Source organism: Actinomadura sp., assembly GCF_044508335.1.
In the GTDB taxonomy this organism is placed as follows: domain Bacteria; phylum Actinomycetota; class Actinomycetes; order Streptosporangiales; family Streptosporangiaceae; genus Spirillospora.
This window is the reverse complement of record NZ_JBIQHY010000025.1, coordinates 51,248-65,949: the sequence shown is the minus strand read 5'-3', so window position 1 is coordinate 65,949 and position 14,702 is coordinate 51,248. Positions and strand designations below refer to the sequence as shown.

General features: G+C 69.4%; 16 protein-coding genes and 2 pseudogenes. 7 read left to right on the top strand and 11 right to left on the bottom strand.

The features are described from left to right. Window positions 1-412: 412 nt before the first annotated feature. From ACIWVC_RS12340 to ACIWVC_RS12330, 3 genes are read right to left on the bottom strand one after another with little or no spacing between them, the layout of a single operon-like run. Window positions 413-1,210 carry an SDR family NAD(P)-dependent oxidoreductase gene (locus ACIWVC_RS12340; protein ID WP_396446190.1) on the bottom strand — a complete coding sequence of 266 codons (798 nt, stop codon included), beginning with the start codon at window positions 1,208-1,210 and terminating at the stop codon, window positions 413-415. Then, a complete protein-coding gene (locus tag ACIWVC_RS12335) occupies window positions 1,207-2,274 on the bottom strand; it encodes a trans-acting enoyl reductase family protein (RefSeq protein WP_184885373.1) in 1,068 nt (355 codons plus the stop codon). Before ACIWVC_RS12335 ends, ACIWVC_RS12340 begins: the two co-directional genes overlap by 4 nt. After that, window positions 2,271-2,849, bottom strand: coding sequence for a hypothetical protein (locus tag ACIWVC_RS12330; protein ID WP_396446189.1), 579 nt, complete (start codon window positions 2,847-2,849; stop codon window positions 2,271-2,273). Before ACIWVC_RS12330 ends, ACIWVC_RS12335 begins: the two co-directional genes overlap by 4 nt. 78 nt (window positions 2,850-2,927) lie before the next feature. Between ACIWVC_RS12330 and ACIWVC_RS12325 the strand changes: the two genes are divergently transcribed. The 3 genes and pseudogenes from ACIWVC_RS12325 to ACIWVC_RS12315 all read left to right on the top strand — a co-directional run bounded on the left by ACIWVC_RS12325 (window position 2,928) and on the right by ACIWVC_RS12315 (window position 4,370). Continuing rightward, a complete protein-coding gene (locus ACIWVC_RS12325) occupies window positions 2,928-3,479 on the top strand; it encodes a TetR/AcrR family transcriptional regulator (protein WP_396446188.1) in 552 nt (183 codons plus the stop codon). A gap of 227 nt (window positions 3,480-3,706) precedes the next feature. Beyond that, a complete protein-coding gene (locus ACIWVC_RS12320; protein WP_396446186.1) occupies window positions 3,707-3,865 on the top strand; it encodes a hypothetical protein in 159 nt (52 codons plus the stop codon). Beyond that, window positions 3,862-4,370, top strand: a pseudogene (locus ACIWVC_RS12315) (recombinase family protein). Before ACIWVC_RS12320 ends, ACIWVC_RS12315 begins: the two are co-directional and overlap by 4 nt. A 122-nt stretch (window positions 4,371-4,492) precedes the next feature. On the opposite strand, the gene ACIWVC_RS12310 reads toward ACIWVC_RS12315, so the two are convergent. Both ACIWVC_RS12310 and ACIWVC_RS12305 read right to left on the bottom strand, forming a co-directional pair. Next, window positions 4,493-4,666 carry a DUF397 domain-containing protein gene (locus tag ACIWVC_RS12310; RefSeq protein ID WP_396446185.1) on the bottom strand — a complete coding sequence of 58 codons (174 nt, stop codon included), beginning with the start codon at window positions 4,664-4,666 and terminating at the stop codon, window positions 4,493-4,495. After that, window positions 4,657-5,439 (bottom strand): Scr1 family TA system antitoxin-like transcriptional regulator, encoded by a 783-nt coding sequence (locus tag ACIWVC_RS12305; RefSeq protein ID WP_396454153.1) that lies wholly within the window; start codon window positions 5,437-5,439, stop codon window positions 4,657-4,659. Before ACIWVC_RS12305 ends, ACIWVC_RS12310 begins: the two co-directional genes overlap by 10 nt. Window positions 5,440-5,590: 151 nt before the next feature. Here ACIWVC_RS12305 and ACIWVC_RS12300 point away from each other — a divergent pair, with 151 nt between their 5' ends. Together ACIWVC_RS12300 and ACIWVC_RS12295 are read left to right on the top strand one after the other, a co-directional pair. Next, window positions 5,591-5,983, top strand: a complete 393-nt coding sequence (locus tag ACIWVC_RS12300) for an ATP-binding protein (protein WP_396446183.1) — start codon at window positions 5,591-5,593, stop codon at window positions 5,981-5,983. A 1,120-nt stretch (window positions 5,984-7,103) separates the two neighbouring features. Next, window positions 7,104-7,673, top strand: a pseudogene (locus ACIWVC_RS12295) (transposase); the annotation flags it as partial. 24 nt (window positions 7,674-7,697) lie between these two features. Here the strand turns inward: ACIWVC_RS12295 and ACIWVC_RS12290 are convergent. The 3 genes from ACIWVC_RS12290 to ACIWVC_RS12280 are packed head-to-tail and all read right to left on the bottom strand — an operon-like array spanning window position 7,698 to window position 8,603. Continuing rightward, the gene (locus ACIWVC_RS12290; protein ID WP_396446182.1) at window positions 7,698-8,066 is read right to left on the bottom strand and encodes a RidA family protein; all 369 of its coding nucleotides are present in this window, start codon (window positions 8,064-8,066) and stop codon (window positions 7,698-7,700) included. Further along, window positions 8,063-8,305, bottom strand: a complete 243-nt coding sequence (locus tag ACIWVC_RS12285) for a hypothetical protein (RefSeq protein ID WP_396446181.1) — start codon at window positions 8,303-8,305, stop codon at window positions 8,063-8,065. Before ACIWVC_RS12285 ends, ACIWVC_RS12290 begins: the two co-directional genes overlap by 4 nt. Next, window positions 8,280-8,603 (bottom strand): NAD(P)-binding domain-containing protein, encoded by a 324-nt coding sequence (locus ACIWVC_RS12280; protein WP_396454152.1) that lies wholly within the window; start codon window positions 8,601-8,603, stop codon window positions 8,280-8,282. Before ACIWVC_RS12280 ends, ACIWVC_RS12285 begins: the two co-directional genes overlap by 26 nt. Window positions 8,604-8,645: 42 nt before the next feature. On the opposite strand from ACIWVC_RS12280, the gene ACIWVC_RS12275 reads away from it, so the two are divergent. Further along, window positions 8,646-8,966, top strand: a complete 321-nt coding sequence (locus ACIWVC_RS12275) for an ArsR/SmtB family transcription factor (RefSeq protein ID WP_396454151.1) — start codon at window positions 8,646-8,648, stop codon at window positions 8,964-8,966. Between the two features lie 623 nt (window positions 8,967-9,589). Beyond that, entirely contained in the window at window positions 9,590-11,071 is a 1,482-nt protein-coding gene (locus ACIWVC_RS12270; protein ID WP_396454150.1) for an OmpA family protein, read from the top strand. 377 nt (window positions 11,072-11,448) lie between these two features. On the opposite strand, the gene ACIWVC_RS12265 is transcribed toward ACIWVC_RS12270, so the two are convergent. The 3 genes from ACIWVC_RS12265 to ACIWVC_RS12255 form a co-directional block, all read right to left on the bottom strand. Beyond that, a complete protein-coding gene (locus tag ACIWVC_RS12265; protein ID WP_396446177.1) occupies window positions 11,449-13,410 on the bottom strand; it encodes an acetoacetate--CoA ligase in 1,962 nt (653 codons plus the stop codon). 93 nt (window positions 13,411-13,503) lie between these two features. Then, the gene (locus ACIWVC_RS12260) at window positions 13,504-13,782 is read right to left on the bottom strand and encodes a DUF1330 domain-containing protein (RefSeq protein ID WP_396446257.1); all 279 of its coding nucleotides are present in this window, start codon (window positions 13,780-13,782) and stop codon (window positions 13,504-13,506) included. Between the two features lie 40 nt (window positions 13,783-13,822). Beyond that, entirely contained in the window at window positions 13,823-14,674 is an 852-nt protein-coding gene (locus ACIWVC_RS12255) for an MBL fold metallo-hydrolase (protein WP_396446176.1), read from the bottom strand. Window positions 14,675-14,702: the final 28 nt, after the last annotated feature.

Genomic DNA, 14,702 nt, shown 5'->3' with positions numbered 1-14,702 from the left:
AGCGCACTTGACTGGGGGTCAAGGGGTCGTGGGTTCAAATCCCGCCGTCCCGACACAGAAACACCAGCTCAGAGGCCGTTTCCTCCACTCGGAGGACCGGCCTCTTGATCGTTTGTTAGCCGTTCGTTAGTGAACTCGGCCGCCCCTCACGGCACTCCCCCGGTTCACACGGGACCAGGAAGACCGGCATCCGCCCGCTCCGGCCCACCGGATGTTCACACGTCCCGCCGCCCCCCTGCCGCCCCTCGACGACCCGCGTCAACCGAGCCCCCGCGGACCAGCACAGGCCGCCCCAGCCGATCGACACCGCAAGGTCAACTCGCGGCGGCCGGGCCCCTCCACGAAACCGTTCGCCCGCCGCCACATCAACGTGACCGGCACCTACTCCTCAGGGATGAACGGAGGTAAGGGTTCAGCTGTTCTTGAAGGGGTTGAGGGTCTTGCCGGCGAGGTAGGCCAGGCGGTTGGGCAGGGGTTTCATGGCGGCGGCGGAGATCTTGTTGACGAGTCCGGGGACGCACACGGGCTTGCCCTTCTGGACGGCTTTCCAGCCTTCGGCCACGACGGCTTCGGGCTGCTGCCACAGGATGCCGGGCAGGTGGTTGGCTTTGTCGCGGGTGCCCATGACGTCGTGGAACTCGGTGTGGGTGAAGCCGGGACACAGGGCGGTGACGTGGATGCCGTGGGGTTTGAGCTCCATGTCGAGGGCTTGGGAGGTGTTGAGGACGTAGGACTTGATGCCGGTGTAGAGCAGGCTGGCTGCGGGCGGGGCGAACGCGGCGACGGAGGACAGGTTGACGATGCGGCCCCAGCGGCGCTCCTTCATGCCGGGGATGACGCGGTGGACGACTTCGGTCTGGGCGGTCACCATCAGCTGGATCTCTCCGGCGAGAGTGTCCCAGGGGGTGTCGGCGAACGCTGTCTTGCCCGACAGTCCGGCGTTGTTGATCAGCACGTCAATGTTCAGGCCCTGCTCGTCGGCGTATCGCAGGATCGCTGCGGGGGAGGCGGGGGCGGTGAGGTCGGCGGCGAAGACCTCACATCGGACCTTGTGCTGTTCGGTGAGCTGGGCGGCGAGTTCGTGGAGGCGGTCGGCGCGGCGGGCGACCAGCAGGAGTTGGTAGCCGCGGGCGGCCAGGTGGCGGGCGAACGCCGCGCCGATGCCTGCGGAGGCGCCGGTGATGAGCGCGGAGCGGGGGACGGTGGTCACGTCAGGGATCCTTCGGTCGGGCTGATGGTGAGGGGGCCGCTGCCGGGGAGCCGGGTGATGAGGTCGGCGCCGAACAGGGTCGCGGGCGTGTGCGCGCCGAGGCGGGGGGCGGTGGCGGCGAGGAGGTCGGTGACGGCGGTGAGGGCGCCGTCGATGGTGAGGCGGTAGGGGTTGGCCGTGGTGATGCGGGCGGTGGCCCGCCGGCCGGCCGGGTCGGTGGTCTCGCCCCACACGTGGGCGCTGCTGGTGGCCCGTCGGTTCGCGTCGGGGCCTTTCACCGTCTTGTCGATCAGCTTGTGCGCGGCGTCGCGGACGCGGGGACGGGCCAGCAGCCCGGTGAACCGCCTGCTGATCCGGGTGGCGCGGATCAGCGGGGAGGGCATCGGGAGGTACACCTCGATGTTGGGGATCGCGGTGCTGTGGTGGGCGCTGTGGAGGTCGGCGGCGGGGAAGGCGAGCGCGGGTTTGGTGCCGTTGCCGAAGTCGATGCGGGCGGTGCGTCCGCCCAGCGGGGTCGGGGTGATCTGGCCGTCGATGCGGACGCGGCCTCCGGCGGCCATTCCGTCCAGGATCGTCTTGACGGTCCCCGGTGACAGGGCCAGCGGCAGGTCGAACCCGAGCCGCAGGCGGGTGGCCTCGGGCATGGCCTGGTGGAGGGCGGCGGCGAGGCAGTCGGTGGGGATGACGTCGAAACCGACTCCGGGACAGACCACGACACCAGCAGCGCGGGCCTGGCCGTCGATCTCGCGGGCGTAGGCGAAGACGTCCATCTCGCCGGTGATGTCGAGGTAGTGGGTGCGGGTGCGCACGCAAGCGTCGATCATCGGGGGCGCCGTCACCGAGAACGGCCCGGCGCAGTGCAGCACAACGTCGATGCCGGACAGCCACGCGTCTGCGTCGCGCAGGTCGAAGATCCGGTAGTCCAGGCCGAGGTCCTCGGCCAGCAGCTTGACCGCCGCGAGGTTCCGGCCGGCGAGGACCGGTTCCAGGCCCCTCTTGCGCGCCTCCCGGGCGATCAGCTCGCCGGTATAGCCGTTGGCGCCGTACAGCAGCCACTTCGTCACTGGGCGGCCTTCTTCGGGCCGGGCAGTTCACGCGGGCCCGGGGTGAAGCCGCGGCGAGCGGTGCCGATGTCACCGCGGTAGGCGCCGACGGGACCGGTGAGCAGGAAGGGCAGGGGGATGCGGCGCTGCCGTGCGGTGAATCCCCACGTCCCGATGCCCAGATATACACCGGGCGCCGCGCGGCGGACCTCGTCGACCATGTTGATCGCCCCGCACATCGAGGCGTAGGCGCGGTAGACGAGCGTGTAGGCGGGACGGCCGTCATAGCGCGACGATGCGACGAGCGTGTGCATCGCATAGCGCTGCCGGACGCGGCCGAACTGGCGGAAGGTGTTGTAGCCGCGCCCGGTCTGGCCGTCGACGGGCCGGAACGCCTTGCACAGCCACGGCGCGAGCGGATTCGACACCGTGCCGCGTCCGGTCACCGAAGCGAGCAGGTTGGGCTGGGCCAGCAGCCGGGCGGCGTACTCCCCGTCCATCTCCTCGATGGACGGGGCGGGCAGCGTGGCGAAGAACGCCAGCAGCCCGGTGGTGTCCAGCCCGAGCAGCTCGGCAGCCGGGTGGTCGGTCTGCATGGGGGCCCACCTCACTTCTTGAACGGTCTTCAAGAAACCTAGCGCCTTCTTGAGGGTCGTTCAAGATAGGGTGTGGGGGTGCCCCGGAACCGACGCCCCCAAGACCGCGAGGAGAAACGCGAGGAGATCCTCGCCGCCGCCCAGCGGCTGTTCATCGACGACGGCTACGAGTCGGCGTCCATGGGCCAGATCGCCAAGAACGCCGGCGTCACCGTCAACACGATCTACTGGTACTTCCGCGACAAGGACGACCTGCTCATCGCCGTCCTGGACCGCCTGCTGGCCGAAGCCCTCGCCCAGTACGCGACCATCGCCGACCGGCCGCTCAACGACCGGCTCCTGTGGGCCGTCGACCAGCTCGAACGGCTGCACGGCCTCGTCAACACCGTCCACACCCGCGCCCTGGCCTCACCCGCCGTCCACGCCTGGCACACCGGCTTCCACGAACTCGCCGACACCCTGGTCGCCGACGACCTCCGCAAAGCCGGCGCCGCCGAAGCCGACCTCCCCGCCATGACCGCGATCGGCACCTTCGTCATCGAAGGCCTCCTCACCCACCGGCACGGCGACGCCGGCAAACGAGCCGTGATCGACCTCCTCGTCCACAAGCTCACCACCGTGCCGACCTGAACCTGACCGGAAGCCATCTCGCCGCACCACGCAGGCCCACATCGCAACGGCGAGCGGCGGCAAAGCCTCCCCCCGGACGGAGTGTTGAGAATCGTTCGATTCCCTTCGACACCCCGCGTGCAGTCCTCTTCACTACCCGGTCGCATCGGAAATCCGTCGGTAGAACGTGTTGAGAACTTCGGGTTTTCAACAACACCGACGGCACCGTTTTCCTGAACTTTCCAGCTGTGACGACGTTCCCGGGCGACGCCCCGCCCTTCGCGGTGATCCGCCAGGCCGCCGACGATCTTCTCGGCGCCGAGCCCGCGATCCTCACCGGCGCGCTCGTCGGATACGCCCGGGTCTCCACCAAGCCCAGCGACTCGACCGCCAGACCCTGGCCTTGAAGGCCGCGGGCCGCATCCGGAGCTTCGCCGATAAGAAGTCCGGCAAGGACGCCGAGCGCGGAGAGCTCGCCACGGCGCTGGACTACCTGCGGCCCGGCGATACCCTGGTCATCCCTCGCTGGACCGGCTCGCCCGCTCCCTGCAGGACCTCATCACGATCGTCGCCGACCTGCGCCGCCGCGGCGTCGGGTTCCGATCCCTGAAAGAGGCCCTCGACACCACCACGCCGGGCGGCCGCCTGGTCTTCCACGTGTTCGCCGCCCTCGCCGAGTTCATCCGCGAACTCATCATCGAAGGCACCCACGAGGGCCTGGCCGCCGCCAAGGCCCGCGGCGTCAGCCGCTCCGCCATCTACGAGTACGTGCCCGAGCTCAAGCCCACCGGACTCCAGCGGGTCAAGACCGGCGTTCCCGACCCACCTCCCCCACTCACCGAGCACTCACAAGCGCCTTCTGACCTGCATCAATCTCAGCCTGAGCGACATTGGAACGAAAAATCACGCTAGCGAGCGCTCAACCGCACGCTCCTGGCGGGACTTTTCGTTCCAATGTTCGTCAGGCCCAAGACAAACAGAAAGAAGCCCCGGTCCCTCTCGGGTCGGGGCTTCCTCGGTGTCATGTCCGGGCGTTAGCGCTTCAGAACCGCCACGAGGCTCGCGAACTCGTCGCGGCGCAGGGTGAGCTTGGCGCCGGCCGGGTCTTTGCTGTCGCGGATGCCCACGGCCTCGCCGAGGTCGGCCAGTTCGACGCAGTTGTCCCCGGCCTCACCGCTGCACGACGACTTGCGCCAGGTCACGTCCATCGCTCTTTCACAACCTTCCGCATCAGCTCGACCGACGCCTTCGGCGAAAGCGCCTCCGCCTGAAGCCTACTGAAGATCTCGCTGACGATCGTGAGGTCTTTCGGCTCCACAGTCGTCTCGCCGCCGATACTGCTCTCGATGTACGCCACCTCGCTGCGGTCGGGTTGCGTGGCGATGGTGAAGGCGGCCCGGGCATCCCGCTGGTAGCCAATCGGAGCGATCTGAATCGTGATGTTCTCACGCTCCGACATCTCGATCAGATGCTCCAACTGCTCGCGCATGATCTCTGGCGACCCGACCTCGCGGAGAAGGACGGACTCATCCAGCACAACGAACACGGTGGGGGCGTTCGGCTTGGTGAGGATGCTCTGACGCCGCAGCCGGTCGAGGACGGCTTCATCGTTGCCGAGGATCACTCTCGCGTACGGCTCGGTCTGAAGAAGCCCGTAGACGATCCTGGTCTCGAACGCGCGCAGCGAGTCAGCGGACGCCTCGGCTCGGGGGAAGTCTGCAAAGAACTTCGGGTAGCTGCTGGAACGCAGGAGTTCATCCCATGCATCGACCAAGGTGGTGCCCGAGTCCAGCGCCTTGTCCAGTCGTTCGGCGAAGTCTTTGCGGCACTTGGTGCGCCCAGACTCGACCTGCGAGATGTAGCTGCGGGTCACTGCTGCCCGTGCTGCGAGTTCCGTCCGATTGAGCCCTGCTTCTTCTCGGAGGCGCGTGACCTCTGTGCCGAAAGAGACGGTCTTCGATGTCGGTTTGCGTGCGGCCACTGCTTCGCCTCCACGTGAGCGAGGGGAACCCACCTACCAGCGATCGTCAGCGCCACGTGTGTGCTGGGGCGCTTCGGTGGTAACGCTACGCGGCGGAGTTCAGTCTGTGCGGTGAGTTACCGAAACCGTCCTGGCAGCGAAGGTCGTGCCGATGTCCGCAGCACCGCAAGCTCCTGAAGTCCCGACGCTCGTCCTCAATTCCACCGATCAGGCACCACGCCTCGCGCGCCGGTTCCTCGCCGAACAGTTCGCTGGCTGGGGCATCACCGACGACTACACAGGCCGCCTCGTGATCTGCGAGCTGACCACGAACGCCTACAGGCACGGCGAAGGCCCGATCGTCGTCCGGCTCTTCCTCGACCCGGACGATGGGCGACCGGTGATCGAGGTATCGGACACCGGCACGGGACATCCCACCGTCCAGCCCCAGAACTACGCCGCCACCTCCGGCCGGGGCCTGCAGCTCATGGCGGAGCTCGTGCACGAATGGGGAGTCAAACGCCTCGCCGGAGACCGCGAGGTCGTCTGGGCCAAGCTGCCCTGACCATGCGAGATGGAAGGCACAAAGCGCTGGGACCATGCTCCGGTGAGGAGACGATGCGAGTCACGTTGCTGCTACTGCAGTACCTCTTCCCGGAATGGTCGATCACGCTGGATCGAGAAAGGATCTGGAGGGCGACGGGGCGCGTTCTGATCTCTGCGTCCGACCTGGACGGATTTCTGGACCTGCTCCACACCGCCGACCCGGGAGCCTGCGAGCGCGCCATCCTCCAGCTCCGAGAGCCCGGATGAGCGACCGGCGAGAAGCAGCCCTCCCTGAGACGTCGCGATGGAGAGCCGTTCGATCACGGCCGTCGTCGACCGGGGCGGACTGGGTCCGTAGGAGCTGACGGCGCTGTTCTGCTCTGTGCATTCTGCGGCAGCGGAGCCCACGCATTCGGGAAGGCGGCCATGGCCAGGCGCGCTTGTGCGTTCGGGCCGGTCGGCGGGGGTGCGGGGGCATGGCCCGCTGGTCGTGCTTGTCGCGTGTGCGCGGCGGCCCTTCGAGCGGCGTCGGCCTGCAGAAGTCCCTCGCCCCGGAGCCGGTCGAGGAACTCGCTGGTCGTCGCCGACTCGTCCGCCGCGCGGCGGACGGCCGTCCGCAGCACGGCCCGTCTCGTCCGCTCGGATAGATGCCGTCCGTCCAGTGGGCAGAACTGGGACGACGCGCGGACGGACCCGTCCGCGCCCGTCCACCGGCGGCGAAGCTTGGGCAGTGTGAGGTCGGCAGCGAGCTTCCCGCCGCCGTACCAAACGGGACGCCCGTCGCCGTTCAGATCATCGGGGAGGGCGACGGCGTAGCCGGTCATCTCGCCGGCCGTCCGCTCGCTGAAACGCCGGCGGATCAGGACACCCTCGTCACGCAGCCGCCGGAAGAACTCCGCTTCGCTGCTCGCTCCGGCCGCCGCCGTCTGGACTGTGCGTCGCAGAAGCGTGCGGGACGGTAGCGGCCGGCCGTGGCGGGCGGCTTTCTCGATCTCGCCCCGGCTCGGCCGCCGCGCCGCCGTCCGGTCCGCCGGAGCCGTCCGCCGCAACCCATACCGCTGCTCGACCGCGCGGCAAGCGTCCCGGACGCGGTAACCGTCGTTCCACACATCGGGCCGACCGCCGTCCTGGCGCGCCAAGGTCGCCACGATGTGGACATGGTCGGTGGCATGGCCTGGCAGAAACTCTCCGCCGGCGCCGGAGCCAAGGGGCAGCGCTACTACGAGTGGGCTCTGGCCGACATCACAGGCGAGGGGCCCGGCCACCACCAAATCCTCGTCCGCCGCAACCGGCGCACCCGTGAACTCGCCTTCTACCGCTGCTACTCAGCCACCCGGGTTCCACTGTCCACCCTGGTGCGGGTCGCCGGACGCAGATGGACGGTCGAGGAGACCTTCCAGTCCGGCAAGGACCTGGCCGGACTCGACCAACACCAGGTCAGACGCTGGACCTCCTGGCACCGCTGGGTCACCCTCGCCATGCTCGCCCACGCCTTCCTCACCATCGTCCGTGCCGACGAACACGCACGCCACCCCAGGTCGGACGAGCTGATACCGCTCACCTGCAACGAGATCCAACACCTGTTCGCCCCGCTCGTCGTCCGGCCTGGCCACAGCCCGGCCCATCGGCTCGACTGGTCCGACTGGCGACGCCGTCACCAGGCCCGATCCCAGGCCGGCCACTACCACCGACAAGCCACTCAACCATGAAGACCACGATCTACAACTGGAGTACTAAGCGGCCTGCCCGAACCCGACCGCCGGCGCCTGGCCGCCGCGCGCACGCCCGCGGCCCGCATGCTGGCCGCACTTCCGGCGCACCACCCCACCGCGATGTGACCGGGTCCCTGCGTCCAGGCCGGTCTCCGCCCGTATGACGGCGAGAGCGTTCAGGGCCGCCACCCGCGCGGCGTCCCGGCCTGCGGCCAGGTCGAGCTCCGCCCCGAGGCGTCCCGTCACCGCCGGCCTCCCGTCGCGCAGGGGCAGCATGCCGCTGAGGAAGAGCAGGCCGGACGCCTCCACGGCGGGGACGTAGCCGCCGAGCGGCCGGGGCGGCTCGGGCAGCTGCAGTCCGACGGCGGTCAGGCGTGCGGTGACACTCATCGGGCGTCGCCGTCGGGCCGGGCGATCAGCGCCCCGACGACCTCGTCGGCCTGACCGGGCTTCCACGGCGTCCCGAGGAGCGTGTAGTTCATGCGCGGGAAGAAGCCGAGCCGGGTGCCGAGCTCGCCGCTGAGGAGCGTCATCCGCTCGGCGCCGCTGGTGTCCCAGGGGGTGATGAAGTCGGTGTAGTCGGCGTTGAACGGGTTGGTGATGTCAATGAGGATCTTGCCGGCGAGCACCGTGCGCAGCGGTTCGATCTGGTCCAGCAGGCCGTCGCGCAGGAAGATCGCGGGCAGGACGACGGGCGCGTCGAGCGCCTGGTCGTAGTCGCCGGAGGCGAGGCCGGGGAGGGCGAGGGCCGGCGGCGATCCGGCGCGAGCGTTCGGTGTCGCGGGAGCCGAGCACGACCTCGTGCCCGGCCCGGGCGTACATCGCCGCGAGCCGCACGCCCATCCGTCCAGTGCCCAGGATGCCGATCTTCACTGCCGTTTCCTTTCGGTGGTGTTCGTTCCGTCGAAAGGCGGAGGCGCCGCGCATCGCACGGCGCCTCGCCAACCCCGGGCAACCTCGCTGGCCCCCATGAGCGGTGGAGCGCGGAAGGTGGACGTGAAGGTGCTGCGCGCGCTCTCCAACCAGGCGCGGCTGGACATCCTGCACTGGCTCAAGGACCCCGCCGCGAACTTCGGGCACCAGGCGGTCGGCGACTTCGACGTCGAGGGCGTGTGCGTGTCGGTCATCCAGGAGCGGGCGGGCATGTCGCAACCGACCGTCTCGGCGCACCTGAAGGTCTTGCACGAGGCCGGGCTGGTCACCCGGAAGAAGGCCGGCGCCTGGCAGTACTACAAGCGCGACGAGCCCGCCATCCGCGGCTTCGCCGAGACTCTGCTCCGGGAACTCTGACAACGAAACCGGCCCGTCCCCGAACGCCGGCGTTAGGGGCGTGCACGAATTGACGGCGATCGGTCAGTCGGGACAGTCCCTCCAGAACGGACATGACGTTCAGGCTCATGGGGCTGATCGCAGACGCGGGCGATCCGCGCGTGCGGGCGTGGACTTCCGTGTGCCGGGCCGTGGCGCTGTAGCTCGGGGCGTATGCCGAGGTCGTCCTGCACGACGCCCAGCGCGACCAGGTGCCGGCGATCTGGAACCCATCATCCGGGTGAGCAGTGCCCCGCGTTCGCCCCCGCTCTGCGTCACAGGCTGCTGCAGCGCATCCGGCTCAAGTCTCGCGTCATTCAGGGGCGCCTCGTTCGGCCTGGGCCTCCCCCTCTCCAGGTTGCCAACGCCGCGATGTCGGCGACCACAGACGGCGTATTGATGTCACCACTCGGTGATCAACCCAGCTGGCGTAGTCGAATTACGACCTACCTTGGCGTTCCCCTTCTTCTGGAGAAGCCTGGGAACGTATCCTTCGTGCTCGCCCGTTGTGTCCAAGTTGATTCTCCATTCCGTGGAACGGGAGCAGAGAAATGTTTGAACGTGGCCGGGAACGCGCATGGGGCATTCGTGCGGGAGTGGGGGCGGTGTCCCTTCTCCTGGCCTTGTCCGCATGCGGTGGCGGCGACGACGGCTCCGACCCCCCGTCCAAGAAGCCCGGCAGGCCGGAGGGGAAGGCGCCCGGCACGGGAATCGCGGTCCCGATGGCGCACCGCGCGGGCCCGGCGCACGTCGAGCTCCTGGCGCTGGGCAGGACGGCCGGCAACTCTGTCACGGGGCAGTTCCGCGTCTTCAACGACGGGCAGACGGTACTGGACCCGCGGATCAGCCTGTTCGAGGGCGAGAACAAGGCCTCGGACACCAGCCTGGACGCCAGCGGCATCGGGCTGCTGGACGGTGCGGGCGGCAAGCTCTACATGCCGCTGAGGACCACCGGCGGCACCTGCCTGTGCTCCTCGCTCAACGGCAAGAAGATCCCGCCCGGCGGCTCGCTGGACATCTACGCGGTGTTCCCCGCCCCGCCCGCGAACGTGCGGACGGCGACGGTGACGATGCCGCTGACGGTGCCGATGCAGGAGGTGCCGATCTCCGGTGACGCGGTGCAGCCGCTGCCCGAGCAGACCGTCGACCCGGGCTCGTCGAAGCTCGCCGCGCCGCGCATCTACACCGTCGCGGGCAGGGCCGAGGGCGACGAGCAGTCCGTGGACGACGACGGCGGGAACCGCGCGGTCCGGCTGTCCGCCGACGTGCTGTTCGCCCTGAACAAGGCCGACCTGACCCCGAGGGCCGACAATCTCCTGCGCGGAGTGGCCGAGCAGATCGACGGCTCCCGCGGCAGCGCGGTCAAGGTCGACGGTTACACCGACTCCAGCGGCAACGACGCCATCAACCAGCCGCTGTCGGAGCGCCGCGCCAAGGCCGTGGCGGACCGGCTCAAGCAACTGGCCACCCGCACCGGCGTCACCTTCCAGACCGCCGGGCACGGATCGGCCGACCCCGTGGCGTCCAACAGCAGCGAGAGCGGCCGCCGCAAGAACCGGCGGGTCACCGTGAGCTTCACCATGCCGCCTCCCCCGGCCGCTCCGGCGAGCGGCAAGCCGTACCGCTGGGCTCCCGGGAAGCCGACCTCGGTGAAGACCGCCCCGTTCACCGCGGCGGAGGCCAAGGGCCTGACCGCCGAGGTGAACTCCGTCCACCGCGACGCGGCGGGCCTGACGACCTTCGTGTGGACGCTCCGCAACGACGGGCAGTCCAAGGTCGCCGTCCGCTCGGCGTTCGAGCTGGACGCCCAGTACAACGGCTTCTTCAGCCCGCGTCCCCAGAGCACCGACGGCATCTCGATCCTCGATACCGCCACCAGGGTCTGGTACTACCCGCTGCGCGCCTCCAGCAAGGAATGCGTGTGCATGTCCATGTCCCGTCCGGACGCCAAGGGCGACCTCAACCCGGGAGAGAGCGTGACCTACTCCGGTGTCTACCGGCTTCCCGCCGAGGCCCAGACCGTGGACATCGACTTCCCCTGGTCCGGTCAGGAAGGCCTCCGCATGAAGGGCGTCCCGGTCAATTGACGCGCTTCCCGGTTTGGCGGCCGGGGATTCCGCCTGCGCCGCGTGTGCGGCGCAGGCGATGGCTTCTAAGCGGAGGGGCTTGCGGTCCCTCCGCAGGCGTTCAGCCTGTCCGCCCGGCGGCCAGGATGTTGCGCGCGGCGTTGACGTCCCGGTCGCGTGCACCGTGCGGCACGCGCACGCCCACTCCCGCCAGGGCCAGCCCGGAGATTTGGCCGTCGCGCGGACGAGAGCAAGCAGCCGGTGCACCTGCTGCACGTCCAGCCGCCTGCCAGCGCATCCGCGCACTCAACGCCGCGATCTGGCACAACTGGCTGATCGGCGCTCCGGTCAGACGGTCACTGATCGCCTACGACCACTGAACACACGATCTATAGATGTCAGGCGCCGTGCGGGTGTGCCGGCCGCTTGGCCGGTGTGAAGTACGGCAGTACTTCCGGATTGGCCATGGCGTCCGGGTCGGCGGCCTGGGCCACCGGGGTGCCGAGGAGGATTCTGCGGACCGGCACTTCGAGTTTCTTGCCCGACAGCGTGCGCGGGATGCCGGGGACGGCAGTGATCTCGTCTGGGACGTGCCGGGGGGACAGGGCCGATCGCAGTGCCGAGCGAAGCCGTCCGCTCAGTTCGCCCGTCAGCGCGGCGCCGTGCGTGAGCTGGACGAACAGCAGCAGTCGGCCCTGCTCGCCCAGTTGCCCGGTGTCCACCACGAGGGAGTCGGCGACCTCGTCGAACGCCTCGACCACGCGGTAGAAGTCCGCGGTGCCCATGCGCACGCCGCCGCGGTTGAGGGTGGAGTCGGAGCGGCCCTCGATCACGCATCCGCCGTCCGGCCGGATTCTGATCCAGTCACCGTGCCGCCAGATGCCGGGGTACCTCGCGAAGTAGGAACCGCGGTAGCGGTCTCCGTCCGGATCCTTCCAGAAGGAGACGGGCATGGACGGCATCGGCTCGGTGAGCACGAGTTCGCCGACCCGGTCGACCACAGGTACGCCCGCCTCGTCGTATGCCTCCACTTTCGCGCCGAGGCTGCGGCACTGGATGACACCGGCGTGCAGCGGCAGCAGGGGGCAGGGGCCCACGAAGCCGGTGGCCACGTCGGTGCCGCCGGAGAAGGAGCCGACGAGCAGGTCACGTCCCACGTGTTCGTACAGCCAGCCGAATCCCTCGGGCGGCAGGGGGGAGCCGGTCGAGCCGATGCCCCGCAGGCGGGACAGGTCGTGGGTCGTGCCGGGCTCCAGGCCGGCCTTCATGGACGCCAGAATGTACGGCGCGCCGACGCCGAAGTAGGTCACGCCCGTCTCCGCGGCAAGCCGCCAGAGGGCGTCGCCGTTCGGCGCGCCGTCGTACAGCACCACTGTCGCGCCGAGCAGCAGGCCGCCGACCAGGTAGTTCCACATCATCCAGCCGGTGGTGGTGAACCAGAAGAACACATCGCCGCGGCCGATGTCCTGGTGGAAGGAGAGCGCCTTCAGGTGCTCCACCACGATGCCGCCGTGGCCGTGGACGATCGGCTTGGGCAGCCCGGTGGTGCCGGAGGAGTACAGGATCCACAGCGGGTGCTCGAACGGGACCTCGTCGAAGTCGAGCGCCGCCCCGGGCCTGGCCAGGTCCGCGAACAGCAGGCCGTCACCGGCCGGGAAGGCCGCGGGGTCGAGGTAGGGGATCAGGACGGTGGTCCGAAGGGTCGGCAGGGCCCTTTCGATCGCGCCGACGACGTCGCGCCGGTCGTGCTCCCTTCCGTTGTAGGCGTAGCCGTCCACCGCGAAGAGCACCTTCGGTTCGATCTGGGCGAATCGGTCGATCACGCTGGGCGCTCCGAACTCGGGCGGGCAGGACGACCAGATCGCGCCGAGCGACGCGGTCGCCAGGAAGGCGATCAGGGCTTCGGGGATGTTCGGCAGATATGCCGCGACGCGGTCTCCCCTGGTGACGCCCAGTTCCGCGAGCCCCGCACGGACTTCCGCGACCCGGCGGGCCAGTTCGCCGTAGGTCAGCCTCCGCTCGTCCCGCCGGCCCTCGGTGCGGAAGATCACCGCGCAGGCGTCCGGGTCGTGGTCGGGTCGCAGGACGTTGCGCGCGTAGTTGAGCGTCGCGCCCGGGAACCATCGGACTCCCGGCACGGCTGAGGGATCCGGTACCTGGACCGGCCCGCCACCGCGTTCGCCGAGCACACCGAAGGCGGACCAGATCGCGTCCCAGAAACCGGCGGTGTCCGTGACCGACCAGCGCCACAACTCGTCGTAGGAGTCGAAGCCCTGGGCGGCCATGAAGCGGGCGACGTGGGCGGTGCGCTGGACGGCCTCGGACGGCTCCCACAGCAGGTCACCTTCGGCGATGGGCACGGACGGTCTCCTGGATCAACTCGGTGCGGGCATGCCTGGCCGCCGCGGCGGCCTTGAACGTGCGGGTGGGGTCCGCTCGGGCGCCGGCCCGGGTCAGAGGCCGTCGACGATGAAGAGCCGCCGGTCCAGTCCGCCGCGGGAGGCCTTGATCGCCTCGGCGTAGGACGCGGAGGCATACCAGCGACGTGCGTCGTCGACCGTTTCGAAACGGATGACGACCAGCCGCTCCCCCTCGTCGAACGATCCTTCGAGCGTCTCGGGGATGGCGTCGCGCGCCAGGTAGGTGCCGCCGAATTCCTCGACCGACCTCTTCGCGAGCGGCTTGTAGGCGGCGACCGCCTCCTTGTCGAGGATGGTCACTTCTGAGATCACATACGCGGGCACGGCTGGGGCCTTTCGGTCGGTGGCGCGGTCATGCGCCAGTGATCGGTGAGATCGGGCCGGGGATGGTGGGGCCGGCGACGCGTCCGACGAGGGTTCCGTTCTGGAGGACGCCGGGAGTGTCGTGCGCGGGAAGGATGTACCGGTACCGGGTGATCTTCTTGATGGCCCCGATCTCCTCCAGGACGGAGGTGGTGAAGTTGTTGGTCAGCGCCGGCTCGCCGACCGCGAAGGCGCAGGATTGCAGCTGGGCCATCGCCGTCTCGTCCGGGTGGCGCAGCAGGCTGGCCTCGAGGTCGTAGATCAGGTCGCCGCAGAGGCAGGCCTGCCCGTCGGCGGTGTCGACCACCACGCTCAGCGATCCGGCGGTGTGCCCGCGTGAGGCGTGGCAGCTGATCCCGGGTTGCAGCTCGACCGGGCCGGAATGGTCCAGGTCGAGGTACCGCAGGGCTCCAGGGGTGTACATCCGCTCCAGGATGTGGGCCAGATCCTGCTTGGCGTAGGCCAGGCCCTGGACCCCGCTGAAGGCGCACGACATCTCACTGCGGTTGACGACGACCGGCACCGACATCGGCACCTTGTCGAGGTGGCCGGCGTGATCGCGGTGCAGGTGGGTCACGACCACGCAGCTCAGGTCGGAAGGCGTGGTCCCGTACCGGGCCAGTTGCTCTTCGAACCCCTGGCCCTCGGCGACCCGCCCGCCCCGCCCGAGGACGGAAGGGTCCCGGTAGCCCGCGTCGACGAGGATGGGCGCCGGGCCGCCGACGATCAGGTATCCCTGTGCGGGCACCGCGACGGTGGTGCCCGGGGCGCGCCCCCGGACCTGCTGGGAGGCGTCGATGATGACCGAGCCGAAGTTCAGGCGGTGTATCTGATAGTCCATGGATGGCTCCTGTCCGATCCGCAGGGCG

Excerpts from the sequence above, each read along its gene's own strand:
- ACIWVC_RS12275 (WP_396454151.1), top strand. The coding sequence starts at position 8,646 with ATGAGCGGTGGAGCGCGGAAGGTGGACGTGAAGGTGCTGCGCGCGCTC.
- ACIWVC_RS12300 (WP_396446183.1), top strand. The coding sequence starts at position 5,591 with ATGTCCGCAGCACCGCAAGCTCCTGAAGTCCCGACGCTCGTCCTCAAT.
- ACIWVC_RS12280 (WP_396454152.1), bottom strand. The coding sequence starts at position 8,603 with ATGCGCGGCGCCTCCGCCTTTCGACGGAACGAACACCACCGAAAGGAA.
- ACIWVC_RS12290 (WP_396446182.1), bottom strand. The coding sequence starts at position 8,066 with ATGAGTGTCACCGCACGCCTGACCGCCGTCGGACTGCAGCTGCCCGAG.
- ACIWVC_RS12330 (WP_396446189.1), bottom strand. The coding sequence starts at position 2,849 with ATGCAGACCGACCACCCGGCTGCCGAGCTGCTCGGGCTGGACACCACC.
- ACIWVC_RS12310 (WP_396446185.1), bottom strand. The coding sequence starts at position 4,666 with ATGGACGTGACCTGGCGCAAGTCGTCGTGCAGCGGTGAGGCCGGGGAC.
- ACIWVC_RS12255 (WP_396446176.1), bottom strand. The coding sequence starts at position 14,674 with ATGGACTATCAGATACACCGCCTGAACTTCGGCTCGGTCATCATCGAC.